Here is a 20,532-nt window from a genome sequence, read left to right on the forward strand (position 1 = left end):
ATCAGATCGGAATCCGCTTACGAACGAAGCTAATCTGCCCGCGGTGGTTGATCTCATCCTCGAACACATGAAACCACATGAAGTATTTGTTCGCTTGCTTGCCGTACCAGAACTCCTCTTGTTCGCTCAGCCAAGCGTCATCGACGGTTCGGAATAAGTCGAGGGTGCGGCTGCGCACCTCTTCGAGCTTGCCGAGATAGTAGTCGAGAGCATGTCCATTGATCTTCTCCCGGCCCAGATTGCCTAGATCAAGCGCTGGCAGCCATTCCGACTCTTCTTCTTCCGTTAAGTCGCGATTCTCGAACGTCATCACCTGATAAGCATATTCCACGCCTGCAAAATGCAGCAGCAGCGCGCCAATGGAATTGCTTTGCGGGTCCAGCAGATAATCAAGCTGCTCCTTTATTCGGATTTCACTTTCCCGATATACCCTACTCCAGGCTCCAGGTCGCTATAATTCATCTGTGGATCGATGCTCCAGCGTCTTGCAATTGCCAGCACATCCTCTTCATCTGGCAGCCACTCCTCATCCGCTTCGGCATCCATGCCTTCAAACCGGAAGCCAAGCGCACGCTCTTCATCCGTAACCGCTCCTTCTTTCCAGAACACATCGCCTTCCGAACCGAATGCTCTAACGATTCTGCCACGACTTGCTTTGGCCCATACAAAGTAGTTCACAACTCTGTGCGAGCCGTAATAGTGCACTTCGTCGAACACCTTGCTAAGCCTCTCCATAATTGGCTTCATTTCATTCACATGCTGGGCACCGCCTGCGCTCGGCATCGCGTTACCGATTACAAGAACCCCACCTTTTACTACAGGGGTGATAAAAATATGATCTTCATAGGCACACCTCATCCCAAACTCCCAGTTCGATCTTCGAACCTCGGTGACAGCTAGCTGTTCGATAACTTTCTCCACGTTATCAGTCTGAATCGCTAGCCACTGGATTTTGTAGCCGAACGGAACAGGTTGGTCGGGTATCGGTTGATACGATGATGATTGCGCGCTTGGTGCTTGCACATTTGGCGACGATGGCGGAGTACTAGGCAAGGACGCCTCGTTCGATTTCAATAGTTTCTTTAGGAATGAGAGCAATAGATTCCTCTCCTTTGTGTGTGATTTGGCTTACCATGAGGTGCTCGCAGTCACTTCAGAACGACTCGACTCTATCTCAACGAGCTCTATCTCTTTATTCAACTCTTTCTGGCACCAATCTAACACGGACTTTTTTACTAATTTGCGAGCGAGCAGCTCCTCAGAACGTTTATATTGGGATAAAGATATCCAGTAGCCCCCTCAACTCTCCGAATCGCTCCCTGTCAATGAGAACAACTAACACGTGATTACCGATGTCACTAAAAAAGAACCTCTTCTTACTGCCATGCTCCGTCAACAGAGTTGTGAAAATAGATAATATCTGTAAATCCGCCCAATCATTATTTACACGAAGTTCATAGTTATGAGCCACTCCATTAACGATAAACGAAATATGAGCTTCTTCTTTCTCAAGGTTCACATAGTCAGCTAACTGCTCAATAGAGAGCTCCGATTGAAGCATTTCTCTGATCCGCTCAAGCAGTCGAACGTAGTCTCCTTGGTCCTCTATACATTCTCGATCAAAAGACCATACGCTATTGCTCGCTGATAGGAATATACCGTCTTCGGTTTCAATTTCGGAGCCTAGGTCCATTAGGAGGAGTAAGTACGGTCGCGAACGGTTTGCTTGATGTTCTCCATGTAAACATTCATCAAGCCGTATATTTTCCTTCAAATCAATACCGATGGAACGGAGATTTTTCATCTGCTCATGGATAGGGATTTCCTCTTGGTGAGTGCGCTTAAGTCTTCTACCACTCGTCACTTTCATCACTAGTCGTAGTAGCAGATACAAGGTGGAAAAACAAATCGTTCCGAATAACACTAAAATGATGGGTATGAGAAGCAGTACAGTTATCACTCCGCTTGTTTCTGCAACTCCTTCTCTGCTCATGGCCGTTTTCATATCTCCGCTAAAAAAACTAATAGCTATGATGAAACCACCAATAAAAGTAGAGATTATAAAATTCCACCCCATGAATGAACTATAGGTAAGTTGCCTTTTCATCCACTGCCCTCCATTGACATTTTAAAAAAACAATGCCCGTCTTTATACTAGCATATTCTGGAATTAGGCTACTGCATAAATTGTTAAGTTCCATTCAACAGTGGGAAATGTCACGGAATGGGTTTGTAGTTAACGTAACGGAACACAGAGCGCTTATTAGAAAATGTGCCCGAAATTTGATGTAACGGTACTCAGAAGCGTTATTTAGTCCAAAAGCTAGTGTTGGAGCGTATTTCGGAGCGAATAGCGCGTCTGAGTTCCGTTAGTAGCGGGGATTTGGTGTTTTTGGCAAAATAAGCACTGTGGGTTCCGTTAGAGGGGGAGTAGTTTACGTGGGCGATTGCGAAGGTGTTTGCGGAGACGTTTGCGGGTAGCTAAGTCGCAACACCTCGCGCCAGCAGAACAGAAAAGGGAGCCCCAACAACAGGGCTCCCCATAACACCTAAACAGCTGTACTAAACTGCCCGCCAGCCGGCAGCTCGATTACTTCGCCGCTAGGCAGCGTGAGCACGATCGGAATGCCAGCCGGGCCCTCGCCTTGAAGCTGGAAGCTGCCGTCTTCGGATAGGCTCCAGCTGACCTCGACCAAGCCGTGAGGCGTGACGACTTTGCCGCGCGCCCAAGTGAGGTGCAGCGGCTGCGGCGTGATGCGGATCTCGCCATAGCCGGGGCGACCGGACTTGACGCCGAGGATCTCGCTCGTAAACTCGGAGAGCGGCAGAGCGCTCCACGCGTGGCAGTCGCTGCGCGGGCTGCCGAAGGCCAACTCGGGCAGCGTCGTCAGGTGCAGCTCGAGGAACTGATTCCACTGCCGCATGATCGGCTGAGCCAGATCGTACCGCCCGATGTCTGAGAGCGTGCGAAGCAGCGTATACGACATCGGCACCGATACGACCGGCAGCGACTTGTCGCTCAGCGCCCGTTCGAGCAGCGCTTCTGCTTGAGAGCCTGCCACCGCGCCGGACACGACAGCCCACAGCTGTGGATGCTGGCTGAACATATCGACGCCAGGGCCGTCAGAGAACAGCCCGCGCTCCTCGCGCCAGCAATGCTTCAGCACAGCGGCGCACACCGCGTCGGCATCCTCTCGTGCTTCTCTCGCTGCGTCGCTCCAGTTCACAGCATCGTACAGCTTTGCCGCCGTGCGTAAACCAGCTGCGTACATCTGGCTAAGAACCGTCACTGGACCGTGCAGACGCGCATCCGGCGCGCCGTTGTCCCACGATTCCACCCAGTCGTAATAGTGCCAATACGCATCCGGTGTCGCTCCGACGAGTCCGTCTTCCCGCACAAGACGGCGGAACCATTCCAGCACGCCGCCAATCGTACGGCGATAGTAACGGATTAGCTCCACATCGCCAAAATACATATAGTGGTCATACAGCATATGAATCCAATATAGCGAGAACGATGGAATCACTTGTGGATACTGCGATGGATACCGGCTTTGCAGCATGCCGGAAGGCAGCGCCGAGCTGTGGTAATCATACAATGTACGTCGCGCCATCTTGTCATCGCCACTAATAATGTACGTAAACATCATCTGCAGCCTTGTGTCCATCGTGTATTGCAGCTGCTCATAATACGGACAATCCTCATAAGTCTCGTGCATGCAGCGCTGCAGCGTGTTCAAAGACAATTGCCAGAGCGCTTCGTAACCCGCGTCCGAGCAGCTGAACTCTGCCTTCACATCAAGCGGATAACCTGTATCGCGGTAGTCGAAGGATACCAGCTCCAGAGGCTCCTCTCCCGCACTCACTTCAAGCCTCACATACCGGAACGTGCGGAACCAAAATGGCTCGAACACCTCATGAGCTGAGGCATTTCCCACGCCGGCAACTTTATACAGATCCGCATCCCCGAGCAAGATTCCATTCTCCGCGTCATCGCGCACACCTTTAACCCGGTCACGAGTGGTCGAGGACGGATCCTCATAACATTCGGCGCAAACAAGCGAGATCCGGCTCCCCGCTCCGCCACGGAGCCCAAGGCGAAGATAGCCCGTCGCCAGTTCCCCGGCATCGAGCTCCGCCCAGAACGACTGCCCCGGCTGCAGTACCACGGTTGACTCAGTCTGGTTTGCCGCAGCCGCAGCCGCGCCAATCACCGCGGCCACTGCCTCAGTCCCAACATCCCCGCCGCACTTCGTCACACCGACGAAAGGCCGCTCCCGCTCGAACAGCGGCGGAATCGGACGCGGCGCAAGTTGCCACGGCGTCAGCTCGCCGAAGTCGTCGCGCGTCTCCATCGCGACGACAGCTTCCTTCCAGCCGTCCGCCTCCGAACTCAAAGCATACTCCGGCTGCTCCCAGCCGTGGTCAAGCCCCGCGCCGTCTACATCCTCGAGACCTCCGAGCCAAGGAATGACCCAGCTCGGCTTCATCACATACCCGCTCTGCTTCTTCGCAATCCAGGCGCTGCCTTCGATGCCGGTATCCAGCACAACCTCGCGCTCACCCTCCTGCAGCGTTCCCTCCAGCAGGAACACACCTGCGTTCGACCGCGCGACAGCGATCGGGCCGCTATGCCCCATCTTATGCGGATTACTCGATGCCAGATGCAGCACCTTCGCCGCTAGTACATTCGTTCCCGCACGAAGCTTCCCCGTCAGATCAACGGTCTCATAATAATGCGTGAACTGATCGCCCTTGCATGGTCCGACCGATACAGACTCTCCGTTCAAGAAGAGCCGATACCGGCTATCTGCCGACACCGACAGCACGAGCCGAGCCGACGCCGCATCCTTCACCTCAAACGCACGCCGGAACAGCACTAATTCATGCTCGCCTGGGGCGCTTGTCCATGGGTAGCCCTCATGCCAGATCCACCTAGCACTCCATGACCGATTCTCTTCCATTCAACTTTCGCCTCCACATGTAAGAAGGAACTGGCCCTTAGCACCGAGTCCGCCATGCCACCCGGCACCAAGTTCCTGTCCTTCGATTTCCACCACCACTTATTCTTTCACGCTGCCTAGCACAATTCCCTTCTTGAAGAACCTCTGAAGGAACAGTTCATGAAGATCAAGCTGTCGAATCACGAGTTCCAATGGTTAACGGTCGCAAATAACGTGATCGTCGCCAGCAGCAAGACGTTTAAGGATGATCAGCTTATTGACATCCCCTGCGCATTATTTTCTGCGGTTAACTTTCTCCAAGATATAGCATTCCATGCTTAAAACATGTGTATATTTACTTGTAAAAAGTTAGCTGCTTGCTATTCAATTGTCACTGTTTCATAATGAAATGGATTGCCTAATTCGATTTACAGGAGGTCGTCTTCCAATGACTGATTCCATAAAAGTTCCACTCTCCGTTCTGGATCTGGCGCCCGTAATTGAAGGCGCAACACCGTCGGATGCATTCCGCAATACGCTTGAGCTTGCTCAGCTCGCCGAGCGCTTAGGCTATAACCGCTACTGGCTGGCGGAGCATCACAATATGGCGGGCATCGCCAGCTCCGCCACTTCCGTTGTCATCGGCTACGTGGCAGGCGGCACGAAGCGCATTCGCGTTGGCTCCGGCGGCATTATGCTGCCTAACCATGCGCCGCTTGTCATCGCCGAGCAGTTCGGCACTTTGGAGTCGATGTACCCCGGCCGCATCGACCTCGGTCTTGGCCGCGCGCCTGGCTCCGACCAGACGACAGCACGCGCGCTGCGGCGAGATCTCGCGACGCACGGGCAGGACTTCCCCGAGCTGCTCGCTGAGCTGCGCGCCTACTTCGATCCGCCGGCGGACGATTATCGCCCTGTGCGGGCGACGCCGGGCGAAGGCAGCGACGTACCGATCTGGCTGCTCGGCTCCAGCGGCTTCAGCGCGAAGCTGGCGGGCGAGCTCGGGCTGCCCTTCTCGTTCGCGAGCCATTTTGCGCCGGAGTACTTGATGCCGGCGATCCATCTGTACCGCAGCGTCTTCAAGCCGTCTGCGGCGCTCGCGAAGCCGTATATTATGGTCGGCGTGAACATCGTTGCCGCCGAGACCGATGAGGAAGCGCGCTTCCTCGCGACATCGCAGCAGCAACAGTTCCTCAGTCTCATCCGAGGTCGCCCCGGCAAGCTGAAGCCGCCGATCGACAACATGGATGAGCTATGGCTGCCGCATGAACGCGAGGCACTGCAGTCCAAGTTCAAGTACGCAATCGCTGGCAGCAAGGGCACGGTCGAGACTCGGCTGCAGGAGATTCTGCGCGAGACAATGGCCGATGAGCTCATCGTTACTTCGCAGATTTACGACCACGCGACTCGTCTGCGGTCGTATGAGATTGTTGCGGAAGCGGCTGGATTGCAGCGTAGCATTTAAATGAAAAAAGAGGTACATTGCCTTGCTGGTATGCAGCAGGATCATGTACCTCTTTATTTTGGTCCAAGGGCAGACTCTAACGAACCGTATAGCGCTTATTGCAATCAAATTCACTTCTGCGAAATTCTAACGAATCGTATAAGGCTTATTGGGCTATTTGGCGGCAGAAATCCGCACAAAGACCTTGAATAACGTGCCTCAGATTCGTTACATCTCCGAACAAGCTCAAAATCGCCAAATAGCGTTTCCTAAGTTCGTTAATTAGCAGTTAGCCGCCCATTCACTCATGTTCAACTCTGACTCACCGTTCCGGGTTGCTTGATTGCTGGAACTGGATTGCTCGCTTCCCAAAACAGCGATTTGTACATTTTCACCTGCTCAACCATATGCCCGATATTCCCTTCCCCCGCATAGAGAGACATGTCGAAGAAGTCATGGTCCAGATCAGACCAATACAGCTCATTCTCGTCGCCCTCTACGGTGACGGTGCGCTTCAATCTGCCTGCGTAAACCTCCACATAGCAGTCCTGCAAGTAATACTTGAAATCCATGATTTGATGCAGCACGATGTCCGCCGCGTGAATACCCGTCTCTTCTTCGAGTTCCCGGTAAGCCGCATCCATGCCCGCTTCGCCAGGTTCGATTTTGCCGCCGACAAGGTTGCTTAATCCTTTGTATGGCTCCTTCAGTCTCCGGCACATGAGCAGCCGATCCATCTCCGCATTGTACACCATCAAACAGTTATAGCCCTGCACCAGCTTCCCTCCTCGAACCCTCACTATCTATCTAAAATACTGCTTTACCGTCCCGCTGCCGGCTTTCACATCTACTTCCACTTCAGCTAGAGCGCCGTTGATTAGCGTCAGCTGCGGCGGCACATGCCCGCAGTCGATATCATAGATAATCGGCAAGCCGAGCTCGTCTGCCAGATCGGCATAGACGTCCTCAATCGTGTAATCCTCGACCGGACGATTCGCCGGGCTGCGGCCGAACAGGATGCCCGAGCAATGGTCGAACCAACCGGCAAGCTTCATCTGCACGAGCGATCTGCGCACATCCGCTGTATTCAGCTCGCAGTTCTCCAGATACCACAGCAGTTTCTCTCCTGGGATGTATGCTTCCCTGAAGGCAGCCACATCGCCATACGGCGTGCCGATCAAATGTCGGATCACATCAATACAGCCTCCAAGCAGACGGCCTTGCAGCTGCAGTACGCCCTCGGCTTGCTGACCACCTGGCAATAGCACGCGCCACATCGTAGGCTCCGTCAGGTTAAACACACTCGGACCATTATCCATCGGCCACTCTCTCTGATAGTGAGTTGATGATCGCTGGACGACGGATTCGCCCGTTTCCGTGGATAAGACAGAACGCCACATCGCCGTCATCTCGTCCGTCACCTCACCACGCAGATCCACGATATTCGTCCCATGCGCTGTCGCAATGCCTGTCTTCAGCGTAATGGCAAGCAGCAGCACGCTAAGGTCCGAGTAGCCCATTACCCATTTGCACGGCAGTTTGTCATACTCCACCTGGTCTATCAATTCTATCAGCAGCTCACCGCCCCATGGCGGGATGACTAGATCCACATCGGCTGCTTGTATCATGGCATTAAACTCTTGTGCTCGCTTGGCGGCTGGCGCGGACTTTGCTTTATTTTGCGTCCACACCGTGTCTCCGAATTGAACCTGCAAACCGCTAGAGGCTAGCCGTTCTCGGGTCTGCTCCAGCCAGTGATATCTGCTCGGGTCCACCCCGGATGATGGTGCTGTTACGCCAATCGTCGCATTGCTTTGCAGCTGCGGATATCGAATTGTGCTCATCGGATGTCGCTCCTCTTTCGTTATATCTCGTAACAGAACCCTACGACTCCCTCGCTCCAGCTCCAGAACCTGCCCGCCGCCTCTGAGGAATTAGCCAGCTCTGTCACCGCAATCGGCCGTTTCTTGTAGAAATAATCGCCGCTCTTCCCGTTAACTTGAGCCGAAGTTGCCAGATACACAGCCGTCGCCGAACCTTCTTCCGCCGTCTGGAAGAACGGACGCATGAGCTTGTGGGCAAGCTTGCCAAAGCCAGTCGAGCGATTCACGCCGATATCGGTGGAGACAACGCCAGGATGGAGCGAATAGACCGGAATTCCTGTCCCTTGCAGACGCTGTGCCAGCTCCTTGGCGAACCAGATGTTCGCGAGCTTCGACCTGCTGTAAGCCCGCCATACGGCAAAATCCTTCTTCATCCCAGGGTCCTCATAATTCATCTTCCCGATCTTATGCGCACCGGAGGACACAACGACAATTCGCGCCGCTTCGCTCTGCCGCAGCAGTGGGAGCAGAAGTCCCGTCAGCAAAAAATGACCCAGATGATTCACGCCAAGCTGCCGCTCGAATCCATCTGCCGTCTCTTCTCTCTTAAGCGTAATGATGCCCGCGTTGTTAACGAGCACATCGAGACGGCTTGTCCGGTTGGCTAGCTCCGCAGCCGTAGCACGGATACTTGCAAGAGAAGCGAGGTCGCATAACAGCAGCTCGGCATCCTGCCGTCCTGACTTGCGGTTGACCTCATCAACTGCGGCCTGCCCCTTCTCCTTGTTTCGAGCGAGCAGGTAGACCTTCATGCCATGTTCAGCGGCGAGTAGCGCGGCGGTAGCGCGACCCATCCCTCCGCTTGCTCCTGTTACGAGCGCGATTCGCTGCGTGCTGCTGTTGCTCACCATCATTAACTCACTCCTGTTCGCTGAGTAATTGAACACACACCTGCGTGAAGCTGTCCATCGTTTCCTCTAGCTGCGCCTCGAGCTGCCGAATTGTCCATTTGCCATCAACACCTGCTAGCCGCTTCAGATCTCCGGCGATTAGCAGTAGCATCCATAGAGAGAATAATGCAGTGAATAAATAGTAGCCTTGCTTGAAATTTTGCGCGCTTAGCTGCTGCGTTCCGTGTTCAACTGACTGCTCCAGGTAGCGATCTAGTAATCGTTCGCGTACCGGGATGCTCATCTTTTTCGGAAAATCTGGATGTGATAAATCAATGACGTGATACAGGTCCCAATAGCGGCTGTTCAGATGAGCATGCTCCCAGTCGAGTACGCGGACGATGCCTTGTACACGAGCGTAGTTACCTAGATGCAGATCGCCATGAGAAAGCGCGTCTCGCGCCCAGAAGGTTATCAGCGAGCTGTTGCGAGTAAGCGTGTACAATTGTTCAATCACGGATTGCGGCGGCTTCTCTGCGAATCTAGTCGCTAGTATTTCTGTCAGTTCCGCGCGTCTGCTCAGCACCTGCTCAGCAATATTTTCGATATATGGCTTGGGGCCAAGCAGCGGCTGCTCACTGAGGTGTTGGACAGGCAGCGCGTGCCACCAAGCGATATGGTCGATTAACTCAAGCGCGGCTTCCTCCTCGAAAATGTGCGTAAGCGCACCTAGGTCTTCGAACAGCTGCCAGCTTTGCTCGCCCGCAGCCGTCCCGGAAGCTGCAAGCAGCTGCGGATAGATCGGCGGAAAATCCATACCCTGCAAAATATGCTCATACACCCAGCCCTCCTGCCCGAGCTGGCTTTCATTCGTGAGCGGTTTATAGATGACGGTGTGCTCCGGCGAAAGATAGAATCTCTCTACGCTTTTGCCATTCATCCCTGTGTATAACGTTTCTCTGCGCCATATTCGGCTCGCATCCAGCGTGCCATCCGGCAATATAAGATCCTTCATTCCAAGCCCCCCTCCCAATGAGGAAACTTCATCCAATGATTCTATTTTACATGAAAATCTACCAAGTAGCTCCGGTTTTATAGGTGCCGTCTCGCTTATTAAAGGGATGACTTCGCTTCGTTCCATCACTGAAAGAACGGGATGACTTCGCTTCGTTCCGTACATTTCGATGATCGTTCCGGTGGTACTTCGTACCAAAGTCACTCTCATTCGAAACGTTCGGCGCTGCGCTTACGCATCCCTTTTTTCAAGCGAGCGGCAAAACCTCCGCTTGCAGAGGACAGCTGCCATTAATTAGGCAGCTGGCGAGTAGAAGACCTAAGTAGCATGGCATATCTGTGATATGCCCGCTTCGCTGGGCGACTCACTCTCACTCTATCGATTACCCGTCGCCGATGCTCCAATGTCGCTCCGTTTCAGCCAATGTTTATCCCTGGGGGATAATCTTAATCCAATCTCACTCCATTCCCACTAATGTGTATCCCTGGGGGATACTCTTCGTCCAATCTCGCTCCATTCCCACCAATGTGTATCCCTAGGGGATACTCTTCGTCCAATCTCGCTGCATTCCCACCAATGTGTATCCCTGGGGGATACTCTTCGTCCAATCTCGCTCCATTCCTACCATTGTGTATCCCTGGGGGATACTCTTGGTCCAATTTTGATGCATTTCAGTCACGGTGAGGTACCTGCGACTACCTTTTGGTTACTTTTAAAGATTCATCCTACTTGTAAGTTACTGCGAACCCGCCTGCCACTTTCGGGACTTCCATATGTGGTCCACCAAAGCGCTTTCTTTCTCCATCTCGCCCGAATTTACGCCTATGTTGTCCACTAAACCAGCTACATCACACCAGCTCACCCATATTTACTCCTATGTAGTCCACCAAACCAGCTTCTTTCTCCATTTCGCCCGGAATTCCGTCAATGTAGTTCACTAAACCAGCTACTTTCCCCAAATCCCCTGCATCCGTCTATGTAGTGTACCTGCTACCCCTCTTTCTACTTTTCCGCCGCATTTCCACCTATGTAGGGTACCTGCTACCCCTCTTCCTACTTTCCCACCGCTATTTCACCTAAGAGGGGTACCTGCTACTCCTCTTTCTACTTTCCCACCACAATTCCATCAATGTAGGGTACCTGCTACTCCTCTTCCTACTTTCCGGCCGCTATTCCACCAATGTAGGGTACCTGCTACTCCCCCGACCGCCGCCACTAACTCGGCGGCGAACAAAAAAAAAGAGCAACGGCTTTCCCCGTTGCTCTCCCACTCTCTACACCGTCGGCCCGGCCGACGCAGTAACCGCGCCGCTGCCAGGTGCAGCAGCTGCATGACCCTCGCCGGTCTGCAGCTGGTACATCTTATAGTACCGCCCTTGCAGCGCCATTAGCTCGCGGTGGTTGCCGCGCTCGACGATCTCGCCGCGGTGCAGGACGAGAATTTGATCGGCTTCGCGAATTGTCGAGAGCCGATGCGCGATGACGAGCGTCGTCCGGCCTTCGCTGACGACTTTCAGCGCTTGCTGGATGAGGCCTTCCGTCTCGCTGTCGATGCTCGCCGTCGCCTCATCGAGGATAAGAATGCTCGGGTCGAACGCCAGCGCCCTCGCAAACGATATAAGCTGCCGCTGTCCGCTCGACAGCGTGTTGCCGCGCTCCACAACCGGCTCATCGTAGCCGCCAGGCAGCTGCTCGATGAAAGAAGCTGCGCCGACATCACGCAGCGCGCTCTTCACGCGCTCAAGCGTAATGTCCTTATTGTATAGGCTGACATTGAATTTAATGTCGCCTGCGAACAAGAACGGATCCTGCAGCACGATGCCCATGTGCTTGCGCAGCGCCTGCTTCGACAAGCCGCGAATATCGCGGCCGTCAATGGAAATCTCCCCATGCTGCGGCTCATAGAAGCCGAGCAGCAGGTTCATGATGGAGCTTTTGCCCGAGCCGGTATGGCCGACCAGCGCCACCGTCTCTCCTTTGCGCGCCTCGAACGAAATGTTCTTCAGCACGTTCTCGCCTTCCTTGTACGCGAACGTAACGCCATCGAACTTCACGACGCCCTCCGGACGGTTCTCGCTTGAAGCATCCTCCACTTCCGAGCCTTCCAGATCCATAATCGCGAACACCTTCTCCGCAGAGACGAAAGCCCGCTGAGCATTCGTCAGCTGATCGAAGATGCCGATAATCGGTAAGAAAACCCGTCCCAAATAATCAATAAAAGCATAGAATACGCCGAACTCAATCCCCGTCTGAAGCGACTGACCGCCGAAATACCACACAACGCCGGCAGTCACCAAGCTGCCGATGGTACCGACGATATTCCGCGAGGACAACGAGAATACGCGGAACTGCTTCACTTGATTCACGTAACGATCCTCGTTCAACACTTCGAACTCATCCAACGTTATCTTCTCGCGCCGGAACGCCTGAATGATCGGCATGACGACGATCGACTCATTGATCATGGCATTCATATCGCTTAGACGTGCTCGCATGATCGTGATGAAGATTTTTGAATACTTCAAGTGGATATACATGATAATCGCGAACAACGGCGGCAGCAAGAGTGCGAACATCGCCAGCCGCGCATCGAGGATGAATAGCGCTGTGAATATCCCCGTCAGCTGCACAACGCTCACCACGAACGTCGCCATGAAGCTCATGAACAGATCGCGCACAGCCTCCGTATCGTTCGCAATCCGAGATACGACCTGCCCAATCGGCGTATTGTCAAAATACCGCAGCGGTATCCGTCCAATGTGGCGCATCAAGTCCATCCGCATGTTCTTAATAATCCGCAGCGCGGTGACTTGCAGCAGATAAGATTGTGTAAAGTTGCAGATACCTGCCGTAATCAGCAGCCCGAGGTATAGCCCCAGCAAACGCAGCACAGCCGGCAAATCGTTCTCCTTGAGCGAGAGATGCTTATCGATGATCGTCTTCGTTATAAAAGGTCCGCCAAGCTCAGCGCCGACCGCGCAGCATAGGATGAGCAGCGCCGCAATAATCCGGTACTTGTAGACGAGCGCGTAGCCAAGCAGCCGTCTCGTCGTCGATTGGTTCATAGCTACCTCCTGGATTTTCATTTATCCTGCATTCCTGCATTCCAGCATTCTTGCACTACTCTTCCAAGCTCGCTTCCATCTGCTGCCGATCCCACTGCTGCTTATACCACCCGCCGAAGAACATGAGCTCCTCGTGCGTGCCTTCTTCAATAATTCGCCCTTCATCAAGCACGATAATCCAATCCGCATGGCTGACCGCAGACAGCCGGTGCGTCGAGATTAACGTCGTCTTACCCGCTCGATTCTGCCTGATATGATGCAGAATCGCACTTTCCGTCCGCGCATCCACTGCCGACAACGAATCATCCAGCATCAAGATCTCCGAATCAATCAATAGTGCCCGCGCAATCGCAAGACGCTGCTTCTGTCCGCCTGATAGCATAACGCCGTTCTCGCCGACAACGGTCTCGAGCCCTTCCGGCATGCCCGCGATGTCCGAGGTGAACGAGGCCATCTCTACCGCTTTTCGAATTTCTTCATCAGAGGCAGCAGGCTTGCCCAGCGCGATGTTGTCTCGGATCGACTTCGACAATAGCAGATGCTCCTGCGGCACGTAACCGATCCAGCTCTTCACAAGATCAATCGCGATCTGTTCAACAGGGACGCCTGAAATAAACAGCCGCTCCGGTTCTACCTGATACTGTCTAAGCAGCTGTTTCAGCAGCGTACTCTTCCCGCTTCCTGTCCGACCGACAATGCCTAGTGTCTGCCCACGTTCCAGGTGGAACGTAACATCCCTAAGACTCGACTGGTTTGCTGCCGGATAGGTGAACGTCAGTCCTTTCATCTCAATCCGTTCAGGCCGCGCTACAGCAACGGGCTTCGCCGAATCCGCAAGATCCGGTTCCTCATCGAACGCGGCTTGCAGCCGATCCGCGGAAGCGTTGCCACGTTGAAGCACATTAATAAACTCGCCAAAGGAAATCATCGGCCATATTAACATCCCTAAATAAATATTAAACGAGATTAACTGTCCAAGCGTGATCTCTTTGTGAAACACCAGGTATGAGCCGTAACCGATACCGATCGTATAACTGACCCCTACAATAATAGAAATGAGCGGCTGGAACAACGCATTCAGACTCGATACTTCCCGGTTCCGCTCCAGAACATCGGTCGTGACACTATCGAACGCAGTCAAGTCATGCCGTTCCTGTACATACGAGCGGATAACGCGAATGCCTGAGATGGACTCCAGCGCGTGATTGTTCATCGTACCGAACGCATCCTGTGCCGCAAGGAATCGAGTCCGAACACGCTTGCCGAGCTTGCTAATTACGACGGCGAGGAGCGGCAGCGGAAGGAGTGCGGCAATCATCAGCTTATAATCAATTAAGGAAATCATCGTAATGATAACAACAGAAGCGCCGACAAGCGTGTTCACGAGTGTCATGACCCCGTAACCAGCGGTGTTGCCGATCGCGAGAATATCATTGGTCGCAAGCGCCATCAGCTGCCCGGTATTGTTCCGCTGGAAGAACGACGGCGTCATCCGTGTGAGATGCGTCAGAAATCTTCCGCGCAGCAGCTTCTCGATGAGTACGGAATTGCCGTACAGCGTGGTTATCCAGATATAGACGAGCACATATAATAACAAGGATAAGCCCAGCAAGAGCAGCACTGTACTGCTTAATTGCGATGCCGTCAGGTTCCCGCTGCGGATGCGGTCAATGGTGTTACCAATCATTTTGGGCGGGACAGTCTGCAGCAGGCTCACGATTGTCATGAGACTTATCGCCACCGCATAATACAACCATCTTTCTTTGAAAAACCATTTAAGCCGTGATACGAAAGACAACACATTCCCTCCTCGATCTTGTGTCTTGCTTTCAAATCCTGACTGCCTACAACCCTCACTTATCTAGCTTGACCGTGCTTCTTGCGGCTTAAACACATCGCCTGTTCTCGGTTTTCGGCTTGCAATGAAGACGCCTCCGAGAATGATAACGAGCCCAACGAGCATATTCCATTTAATCGGCTCGCCAAGCAGCGTAGAGCCCCAGATTAATGCGGTACATGGGACCAAGTAAGTCACCATTGAAGCGAACTCGGCGCTTCCTTTCTCCACCATATAGTAGAACAAGATGTAGGCGAAGCCCGAGCCGAGCATACCGAGACTAAGGTACATCGGAATATTATCCACCGAAGTCAGATGCGCCCATGTTATAGATTCGGTAGAAAATGCAAAAATCCCGCTTACCGCCGTACTGCTCAGCAGCGTGCCATATGTTATTTGATACATCGTCAGTCCGCGGAGCGACAATCGTTTGGACAGCTGTGAGCCGACCGCGTAGGCAAGCGTCGCACTCAGCATACCAATAAGACCCATTCCATCGAAGGATAGGAGCGTTCCCGGTCGGATGCCGAGCAACACGACCACGCCAATCGTAGCTGTCGCAAGACCAATCCACTGCATCCGGTTCGACTTGTTGCCAAAGAACGCAATGCCGACCACGATTGTCCATACCGGCGTCGTTGCATTCAGAATCGATGCCAGGCTGCTCGTCAGCCGCTGCTCGCTGAAGCCAATCAATGTCCATGGCACGGCGGTGTTAATGAGCGCCATGATGAACATCGCTACCCACGGAATCGCGCGAAATCCGAAAGGTTTCTTAAACACGGCCATAATGACCAAGACAACGAAAAGGCCAAAGCCCGAGCGCAGAAACGCGATGGACCACGGACCGAAGTCATGCAGTAACATTTTGATAAAATAAAACGAACCGCCCCAAATGAGACTAAGTCCCACAAGCGCGGCATAGATAAGTCTAGGCAAGCTAATCCTTCTTTCTTGAATCCTTAATCATTCGGGCGTTCCGATGGCTGGTGGCTCATGTCGATACTGCTCTAAATCAATGAAGCCTGCAGGATTGACGTATACGCCTTCCTCTTCGAGCAAATAACGCTGCATGAATCGGCCTTCGTCATTCCCGATTGCGATCTCGCCCTTGGCGTTAATGACGCGGTGCCAGGGCAGATTATGCTTCTCGCTGAGCGAATGCAGAATGCGAACGACCTGTCTTGCGGCTCTGGGACTACCAGCTTGCTCCGCAATTTGGCCATACGTCATGACGCTGCCGTTCGGGATGCTCCGAATGACGGCTATGACTCGCTCGGTAAACGGTTGAAGCGCTGTCAACGTGTGTCACCTCATCTTCGCTTTTCGCTGAGCATCAATTATACACCTTAGTTCCCCTTTTAGGGAATTGCATGGGATGTATGTTAAAATAAACTTATTCTGTCCTATAGGAGTGAACCAATTGGCTACTTTCGAAGAAAAACTCGAGCGCTATGCCGCTCTCGCCGTACAGGTTGGCGTTAACGTACAGCCTGGTCAAACCCTTGTTATCTCCACTTCTCTCGCATCCGCACCGTTCGTGCGCCTTGTCGTGAAGAAAGCTTACGAGATCGGCGCGAAGAACGTACACGTAGAGTGGAACGACGATGCAGTCACTCGCACGAAGTATGAGCTTGCACCCGATGAAACTTTTACTGAATATCCAATGTGGCGTGCTAAAGGCTGGGAGGACATGGCTGCTGACAATGCGGCATTCCTCAACATCATTGCCCCTAACCCGGATTTGCTCAAGGGCATTAAGCCGGAGCGTATCGCGAATGCGAACAAGGCTGCCGGCATGGCGCTGAAAACCTGGAGAAGCTACACAATGTCCGACAAAGTAAGCTGGTCGATCGTTGCCGTTCCTTCGCCGGATTGGAGCGCGAAGGTATTCCCTGATGTAGCTCCTGAGAAGCGTGAGGACACGATGTGGGATGCGATCTTCGCTGCTACGCGCATGAACGAAGAAGATCCGGTTGCAGCTTGGAAGCAGCATATCGAGGTGCTGGATACGAAAGCATCGCATCTGAACGAGAAGAAGTTCCGCAAGCTGCGCTACACGGGTCCGGGAACTGACCTTACCATCGAGCTCGCGCCAGGCCACATCTGGATCAGCGCAGGCAGCGAGAACGCGAAGGGCGATATCTTCGTTGCGAACATGCCGACAGAAGAAGTGTTCACAGCTCCGCTGAAGGGCGGCGTGAATGGCACTGTTGCAAGCACGAAGCCGCTTAGCTATGGCGGCAACCTGATCAAGGACTTCTCCCTCACGTTCAAAGACGGCCAAATCGTTGACGTACAAGCGGAAGAAGGACTTGAAGTGCTGAAGAACCTCGTCGACACGGACGAAGGCGCTGCATACTTGGGCGAGGTTGCGCTTGTGCCGCACCGTTCCCCGATCTCGGATACGAACCTCATCTTCTACAACACGCTGTTCGACGAGAACGCATCGTGCCACCTTGCAATCGGCAAAGCGTACGCGTTCTGCATCGAAGGCGGCAAAGCGATGAACGAAGAAGAGCAAATGGCGAACGGTCTGAACAACAGCCTTGTTCACGTTGACTTCATGATCGGCTCCGCTGAGCTGAACATCGACGGCGAGCGTTCGGACGGTACATACGAGCCGGTCTTCCGTGACGGCAACTGGGCGTTCTAATGAAAGAGGGACATACGGGCAACTTCGGTTGCTCGCATGTCCTTTTTATTTGGCGATCCTTCGTCAGCCTCAGCGGCTAATGAATCGTAGTGAGCTTACTTCCTCGGAAATCGCACGTTAGAAATCGTAAGGAACTCCATTCACGCTATTTGATGGTTTTGCGGTGGAAATGAGCATTATTGCACCAAATAGAGCCTCTAGGGTTCCTTAGAACTTAGAAACCCTGGAGAAAGGGCAAATAAAGTGTCTGTCTACGATTCCTTAACGGCGGTATTGAAGGTGGCAGTGGTAGCGGCGCTATCTTCAATCGCTCGGCGTAACATCGTAGAATGAAGAGGTCTTCAGTGATGCTCCATGGCAAACCGCTCCTCCATCTCCTTTGCCTTCTTCCCCTGCTTCCCCACGCGGTCCAGCTTCTTCAAACTATCCCAATTAACAATAACGGTTCCCGTAATAATCGTCGCGACGCCAAGTCCCATCACCCAAGTGAACGTCTCCTGATAGAACAGCACGCCAACGAGAAGCGCAATCGGAGGAGAAACGTACAGCCATGTCGACGGGAATACCGGATTAGTTTTGGAGACAAGCCAGTAGAACAAGCTGTGACCAATCATGGAACCGACAACGGTAAGGTAGAATAGCGAACCGATAGCCTCCTTCGTGAATATCACATCCGCATGAACATGCTCCGTTAACCCCGATAGTACAAGCAGCAGCAATCCACCGTAAATCATTTGAACCGCGTTTAGTGCGATTGGCGAGCTGTCCCGAAGGCGCTGAATGACATTCTGGGCGTAGAGAGCTCCCGAGGAATACGAGAGTTCCCCCACGAGAATCGCAATACATCCAATGATGGCGAGCATCCCCGCCGAAATGCTGGCACCCGGAAGCACGAGCATGATAACACCCGTGAATCCGATCAGACATCCGTAGACGGAACGTCGCGAGCTTCGCTGTTTCAGAACGGCAACTTGCAGCAGCATGATCATAAGCGGTCCTGTCGCAGACAATATAGCCGCCATGCCTGAAGTTACATATTGCTCTGCCCAATACAAGGTGGAGAAGGTCCCGAACGTTAGCAGTGCCCCGTTGATCAGCATCTCCTTGCGCATGAGCAGCTTGAAGCTCGCTTTTCCCCTCCATACGCTCCATAGAAACAGAAGCAAACCCGCAATGAAGAAACGCATGCCCGCAGAGAAGAACGGAGGCGCTGCGGCATCCATCCCTACTTTAATCGCTAGAAAAGTCGTACCGAAGATCAGGCAAACAAGCAAATAACCGACGACAATCATAGTCATCCCCCTTTTCCTAGCTAGCATAACCCACTTCAAACAGAACAGATGGATGTAAACAGAACAGATCTGACGTGCATTGGGCTATAATAGAGAAAAAGGAGGGCGAGGGATGAAGACCATCGTGCCACAGCGAAAAGATGGACCTTTACTGTTTCAGCAAGTGTACGAGCACATCATAGGCCGGATTGAACGCGGCGAATGGCAAGCGCATGAGAAGCTGCCCTCTATCCGATCGCTCGCCCTTGATCTGCAAGTTCACAGGCTAACTGTGTTTCGCTCTTATCAGATGTTGAAGCAAAATGGGAACGTATATGTGAAGGACAAGTCGGGGTACTATGTATCTCCAGCATCACCGACATCTCCCTCTCTGTCGCCACATGCCGCCCGTGAGTTGCCGGAATTACCCGCCGCTAACCAGCCCATCCCGGCTCACTCCCATTTGCGAAATGAATTATTTGACGTTCAGCAAATCCCTGTCACCTTTCAGCTCGCGCAAGCATTGATTGATCCGAATTTGCTGCCGAATTTATTCCTATCCGAGCATGTGAAGCAAGTTTTCGATAAATATCCGAAAGTGATGGGGACTTACGGTCCTGTTCCAGGCGACGAGGAATTGCGGGATTACCTTAGCGGTTACCTTGCAGAGTCGCTTATGATCCCGCTCGCTGCAAGTGAAATCGTCATCACATCCGGCGCCCAGCAAGCCATTGATCTCCTCGCCAGGGTGTTCATCAGACCGATGGACCCGATTCTGGTCGAAAGGCCGACCTACAGCGCCGCGCTGGATATCTTCCGCAATCAAGGAGCACGGATATTCGCTATCGACATTGGACCGAGCGGTTATGATCTCGATCAGGTGGAGTTGTTGATGAAGCGGCATAAGCCTCGCTTCTTCTATACGAATCCTACTTTCCATAATCCGACCGGCTATACGGTTCCCGCGAATCAGCGGAAGAAGCTTGTGGAACTAGCGGCCGAATATCGCTGCCTGATTATTGAGGATGATGCGTTTCGCGAGATGTACTTCCATGAGCCTCCTCCGCGGCCGATGTTTGCTTACGATACGGATGGCTGGGTGGTCTACTTACGCAGCTTTAGCAAATATATCGCCCCTGGTTTGCGTATCTGTGCGGTCATTGGCCGCAAATCAGTCATAGAACCGCTCTTAATCGCCAAATCGCTGGCGGATAACGGAACGTCACTGCTCAATCAGAAAATATTTCTGCACTACTTCCAGTCCGAGCGCATGCAGCTGCATATCACCAAGCTGCGAATCGCTTTGCAAATACGCAGAGATATCGTGGAACAGGAGTTATCCGCCGCTTCCGACTGGGAATGGGTTCAACCAGAGGGCGGGTTGAATCTATGGATCAAGCTCCCCCCGTCGCTGCCTGTGCAGGAACTGCTCACGGAGAGCTTGCGGCAGTCCGTATCTTTTGTCCCCGGTGTTATCTGTGATCCACTTGCGGAAATGAACAATTTCATCCGCATCAGCTACTGCTTCATTAACGAATCGCAGCTTAGAGAAGGGATTCAGCGGCTCGTTCGAATACGGGTTTAAATT

17 protein-coding genes are annotated in these 20,532 nt (G+C 53.0%); 4 read left to right on the plus strand and 13 right to left on the minus strand.

Annotated elements, in window-relative coordinates:
- Position 1: 1 nt before the first annotated feature.
- The 4 genes from AC0YNX_RS15110 to AC0YNX_RS15125 form a co-directional block, all read right to left on the minus strand.
- On the minus strand, positions 2–412 hold the full coding sequence (locus AC0YNX_RS15110) for a DinB family protein (RefSeq protein WP_475816766.1): 411 nt from the start codon (positions 410–412) through the stop codon (positions 2–4).
- On the minus strand, positions 403–1,074 hold the full coding sequence (locus AC0YNX_RS15115; RefSeq protein ID WP_475816507.1) for a hypothetical protein: 672 nt from the start codon (positions 1,072–1,074) through the stop codon (positions 403–405). Before AC0YNX_RS15115 ends, AC0YNX_RS15110 begins: the two co-directional genes overlap by 10 nt.
- A 193-nt stretch (positions 1,075–1,267) precedes the next feature.
- Complete coding sequence (locus tag AC0YNX_RS15120; protein WP_475816508.1) at positions 1,268–2,107, minus strand: hypothetical protein; 840 nt, start codon at positions 2,105–2,107, stop codon at positions 1,268–1,270.
- Between the two features lie 442 nt (positions 2,108–2,549).
- A complete protein-coding gene (locus AC0YNX_RS15125) occupies positions 2,550–4,964 on the minus strand; it encodes an alpha-L-rhamnosidase-related protein (protein ID WP_475816509.1) in 2,415 nt (804 codons plus the stop codon).
- 159 nt (positions 4,965–5,123) lie between these two features.
- On the opposite strand from AC0YNX_RS15125, the gene AC0YNX_RS15130 reads away from it, so the two are divergent.
- Both AC0YNX_RS15130 and AC0YNX_RS15135 read left to right on the plus strand, forming a co-directional pair.
- Positions 5,124–5,285 (plus strand): hypothetical protein, encoded by a 162-nt coding sequence (locus AC0YNX_RS15130; protein ID WP_475816510.1) that lies wholly within the window; start codon positions 5,124–5,126, stop codon positions 5,283–5,285.
- Between the two features lie 106 nt (positions 5,286–5,391).
- Positions 5,392–6,408, plus strand: coding sequence for an LLM class flavin-dependent oxidoreductase (locus tag AC0YNX_RS15135; protein ID WP_475816511.1), 1,017 nt, complete (start codon positions 5,392–5,394; stop codon positions 6,406–6,408).
- Positions 6,409–6,698: 290 nt separating this feature from the next.
- On the opposite strand, the gene AC0YNX_RS15140 is transcribed toward AC0YNX_RS15135, so the two are convergent.
- From AC0YNX_RS15140 to AC0YNX_RS15175, 8 genes are all read right to left on the minus strand, one after another.
- A complete protein-coding gene (locus tag AC0YNX_RS15140; protein WP_475816767.1) occupies positions 6,699–7,163 on the minus strand; it encodes an NUDIX hydrolase in 465 nt (154 codons plus the stop codon).
- A gap of 27 nt (positions 7,164–7,190) precedes the next feature.
- Positions 7,191–8,231, minus strand: a complete 1,041-nt coding sequence (locus AC0YNX_RS15145) for a S66 family peptidase (protein ID WP_475816512.1) — start codon at positions 8,229–8,231, stop codon at positions 7,191–7,193.
- 20 nt (positions 8,232–8,251) lie between these two features.
- Positions 8,252–9,124, minus strand: coding sequence for an SDR family oxidoreductase (locus AC0YNX_RS15150; RefSeq protein WP_475816513.1), 873 nt, complete (start codon positions 9,122–9,124; stop codon positions 8,252–8,254).
- Between the two features lie 4 nt (positions 9,125–9,128).
- Positions 9,129–10,115, minus strand: coding sequence for a protein kinase family protein (locus tag AC0YNX_RS15155; RefSeq protein ID WP_475816514.1), 987 nt, complete (start codon positions 10,113–10,115; stop codon positions 9,129–9,131).
- 1,274 nt (positions 10,116–11,389) lie between these two features.
- Positions 11,390–13,180 carry an ABC transporter ATP-binding protein gene (locus AC0YNX_RS15160; protein WP_475816515.1) on the minus strand — a complete coding sequence of 597 codons (1,791 nt, stop codon included), beginning with the start codon at positions 13,178–13,180 and terminating at the stop codon, positions 11,390–11,392.
- Between the two features lie 55 nt (positions 13,181–13,235).
- A complete protein-coding gene (locus tag AC0YNX_RS15165; protein ID WP_475816516.1) occupies positions 13,236–14,978 on the minus strand; it encodes an ABC transporter ATP-binding protein in 1,743 nt (580 codons plus the stop codon).
- Positions 14,979–15,041: 63 nt separating this feature from the next.
- Positions 15,042–15,956 carry a DMT family transporter gene (locus tag AC0YNX_RS15170; protein ID WP_475816517.1) on the minus strand — a complete coding sequence of 305 codons (915 nt, stop codon included), beginning with the start codon at positions 15,954–15,956 and terminating at the stop codon, positions 15,042–15,044.
- Between the two features lie 27 nt (positions 15,957–15,983).
- The gene (locus AC0YNX_RS15175) at positions 15,984–16,319 is read right to left on the minus strand and encodes an MGMT family protein (protein ID WP_475816518.1); all 336 of its coding nucleotides are present in this window, start codon (positions 16,317–16,319) and stop codon (positions 15,984–15,986) included.
- A gap of 121 nt (positions 16,320–16,440) precedes the next feature.
- On the opposite strand from AC0YNX_RS15175, the gene AC0YNX_RS15180 reads away from it, so the two are divergent.
- The gene (locus AC0YNX_RS15180) at positions 16,441–17,673 is read left to right on the plus strand and encodes an aminopeptidase (protein ID WP_475816519.1); all 1,233 of its coding nucleotides are present in this window, start codon (positions 16,441–16,443) and stop codon (positions 17,671–17,673) included.
- Between the two features lie 341 nt (positions 17,674–18,014).
- Here AC0YNX_RS15180 and AC0YNX_RS15185 read toward each other — a convergent pair whose 3' ends face one another.
- A complete protein-coding gene (locus AC0YNX_RS15185; protein WP_475816520.1) occupies positions 18,015–18,965 on the minus strand; it encodes a DMT family transporter in 951 nt (316 codons plus the stop codon).
- A 112-nt stretch (positions 18,966–19,077) separates the two neighbouring features.
- On the opposite strand from AC0YNX_RS15185, the gene AC0YNX_RS15190 reads away from it, so the two are divergent.
- Complete coding sequence (locus AC0YNX_RS15190; RefSeq protein WP_475816521.1) at positions 19,078–20,529, plus strand: aminotransferase-like domain-containing protein; 1,452 nt, start codon at positions 19,078–19,080, stop codon at positions 20,527–20,529.
- Positions 20,530–20,532: the final 3 nt, after the last annotated feature.

Source organism: Paenibacillus sp. J31R98, from assembly GCF_056269245.1.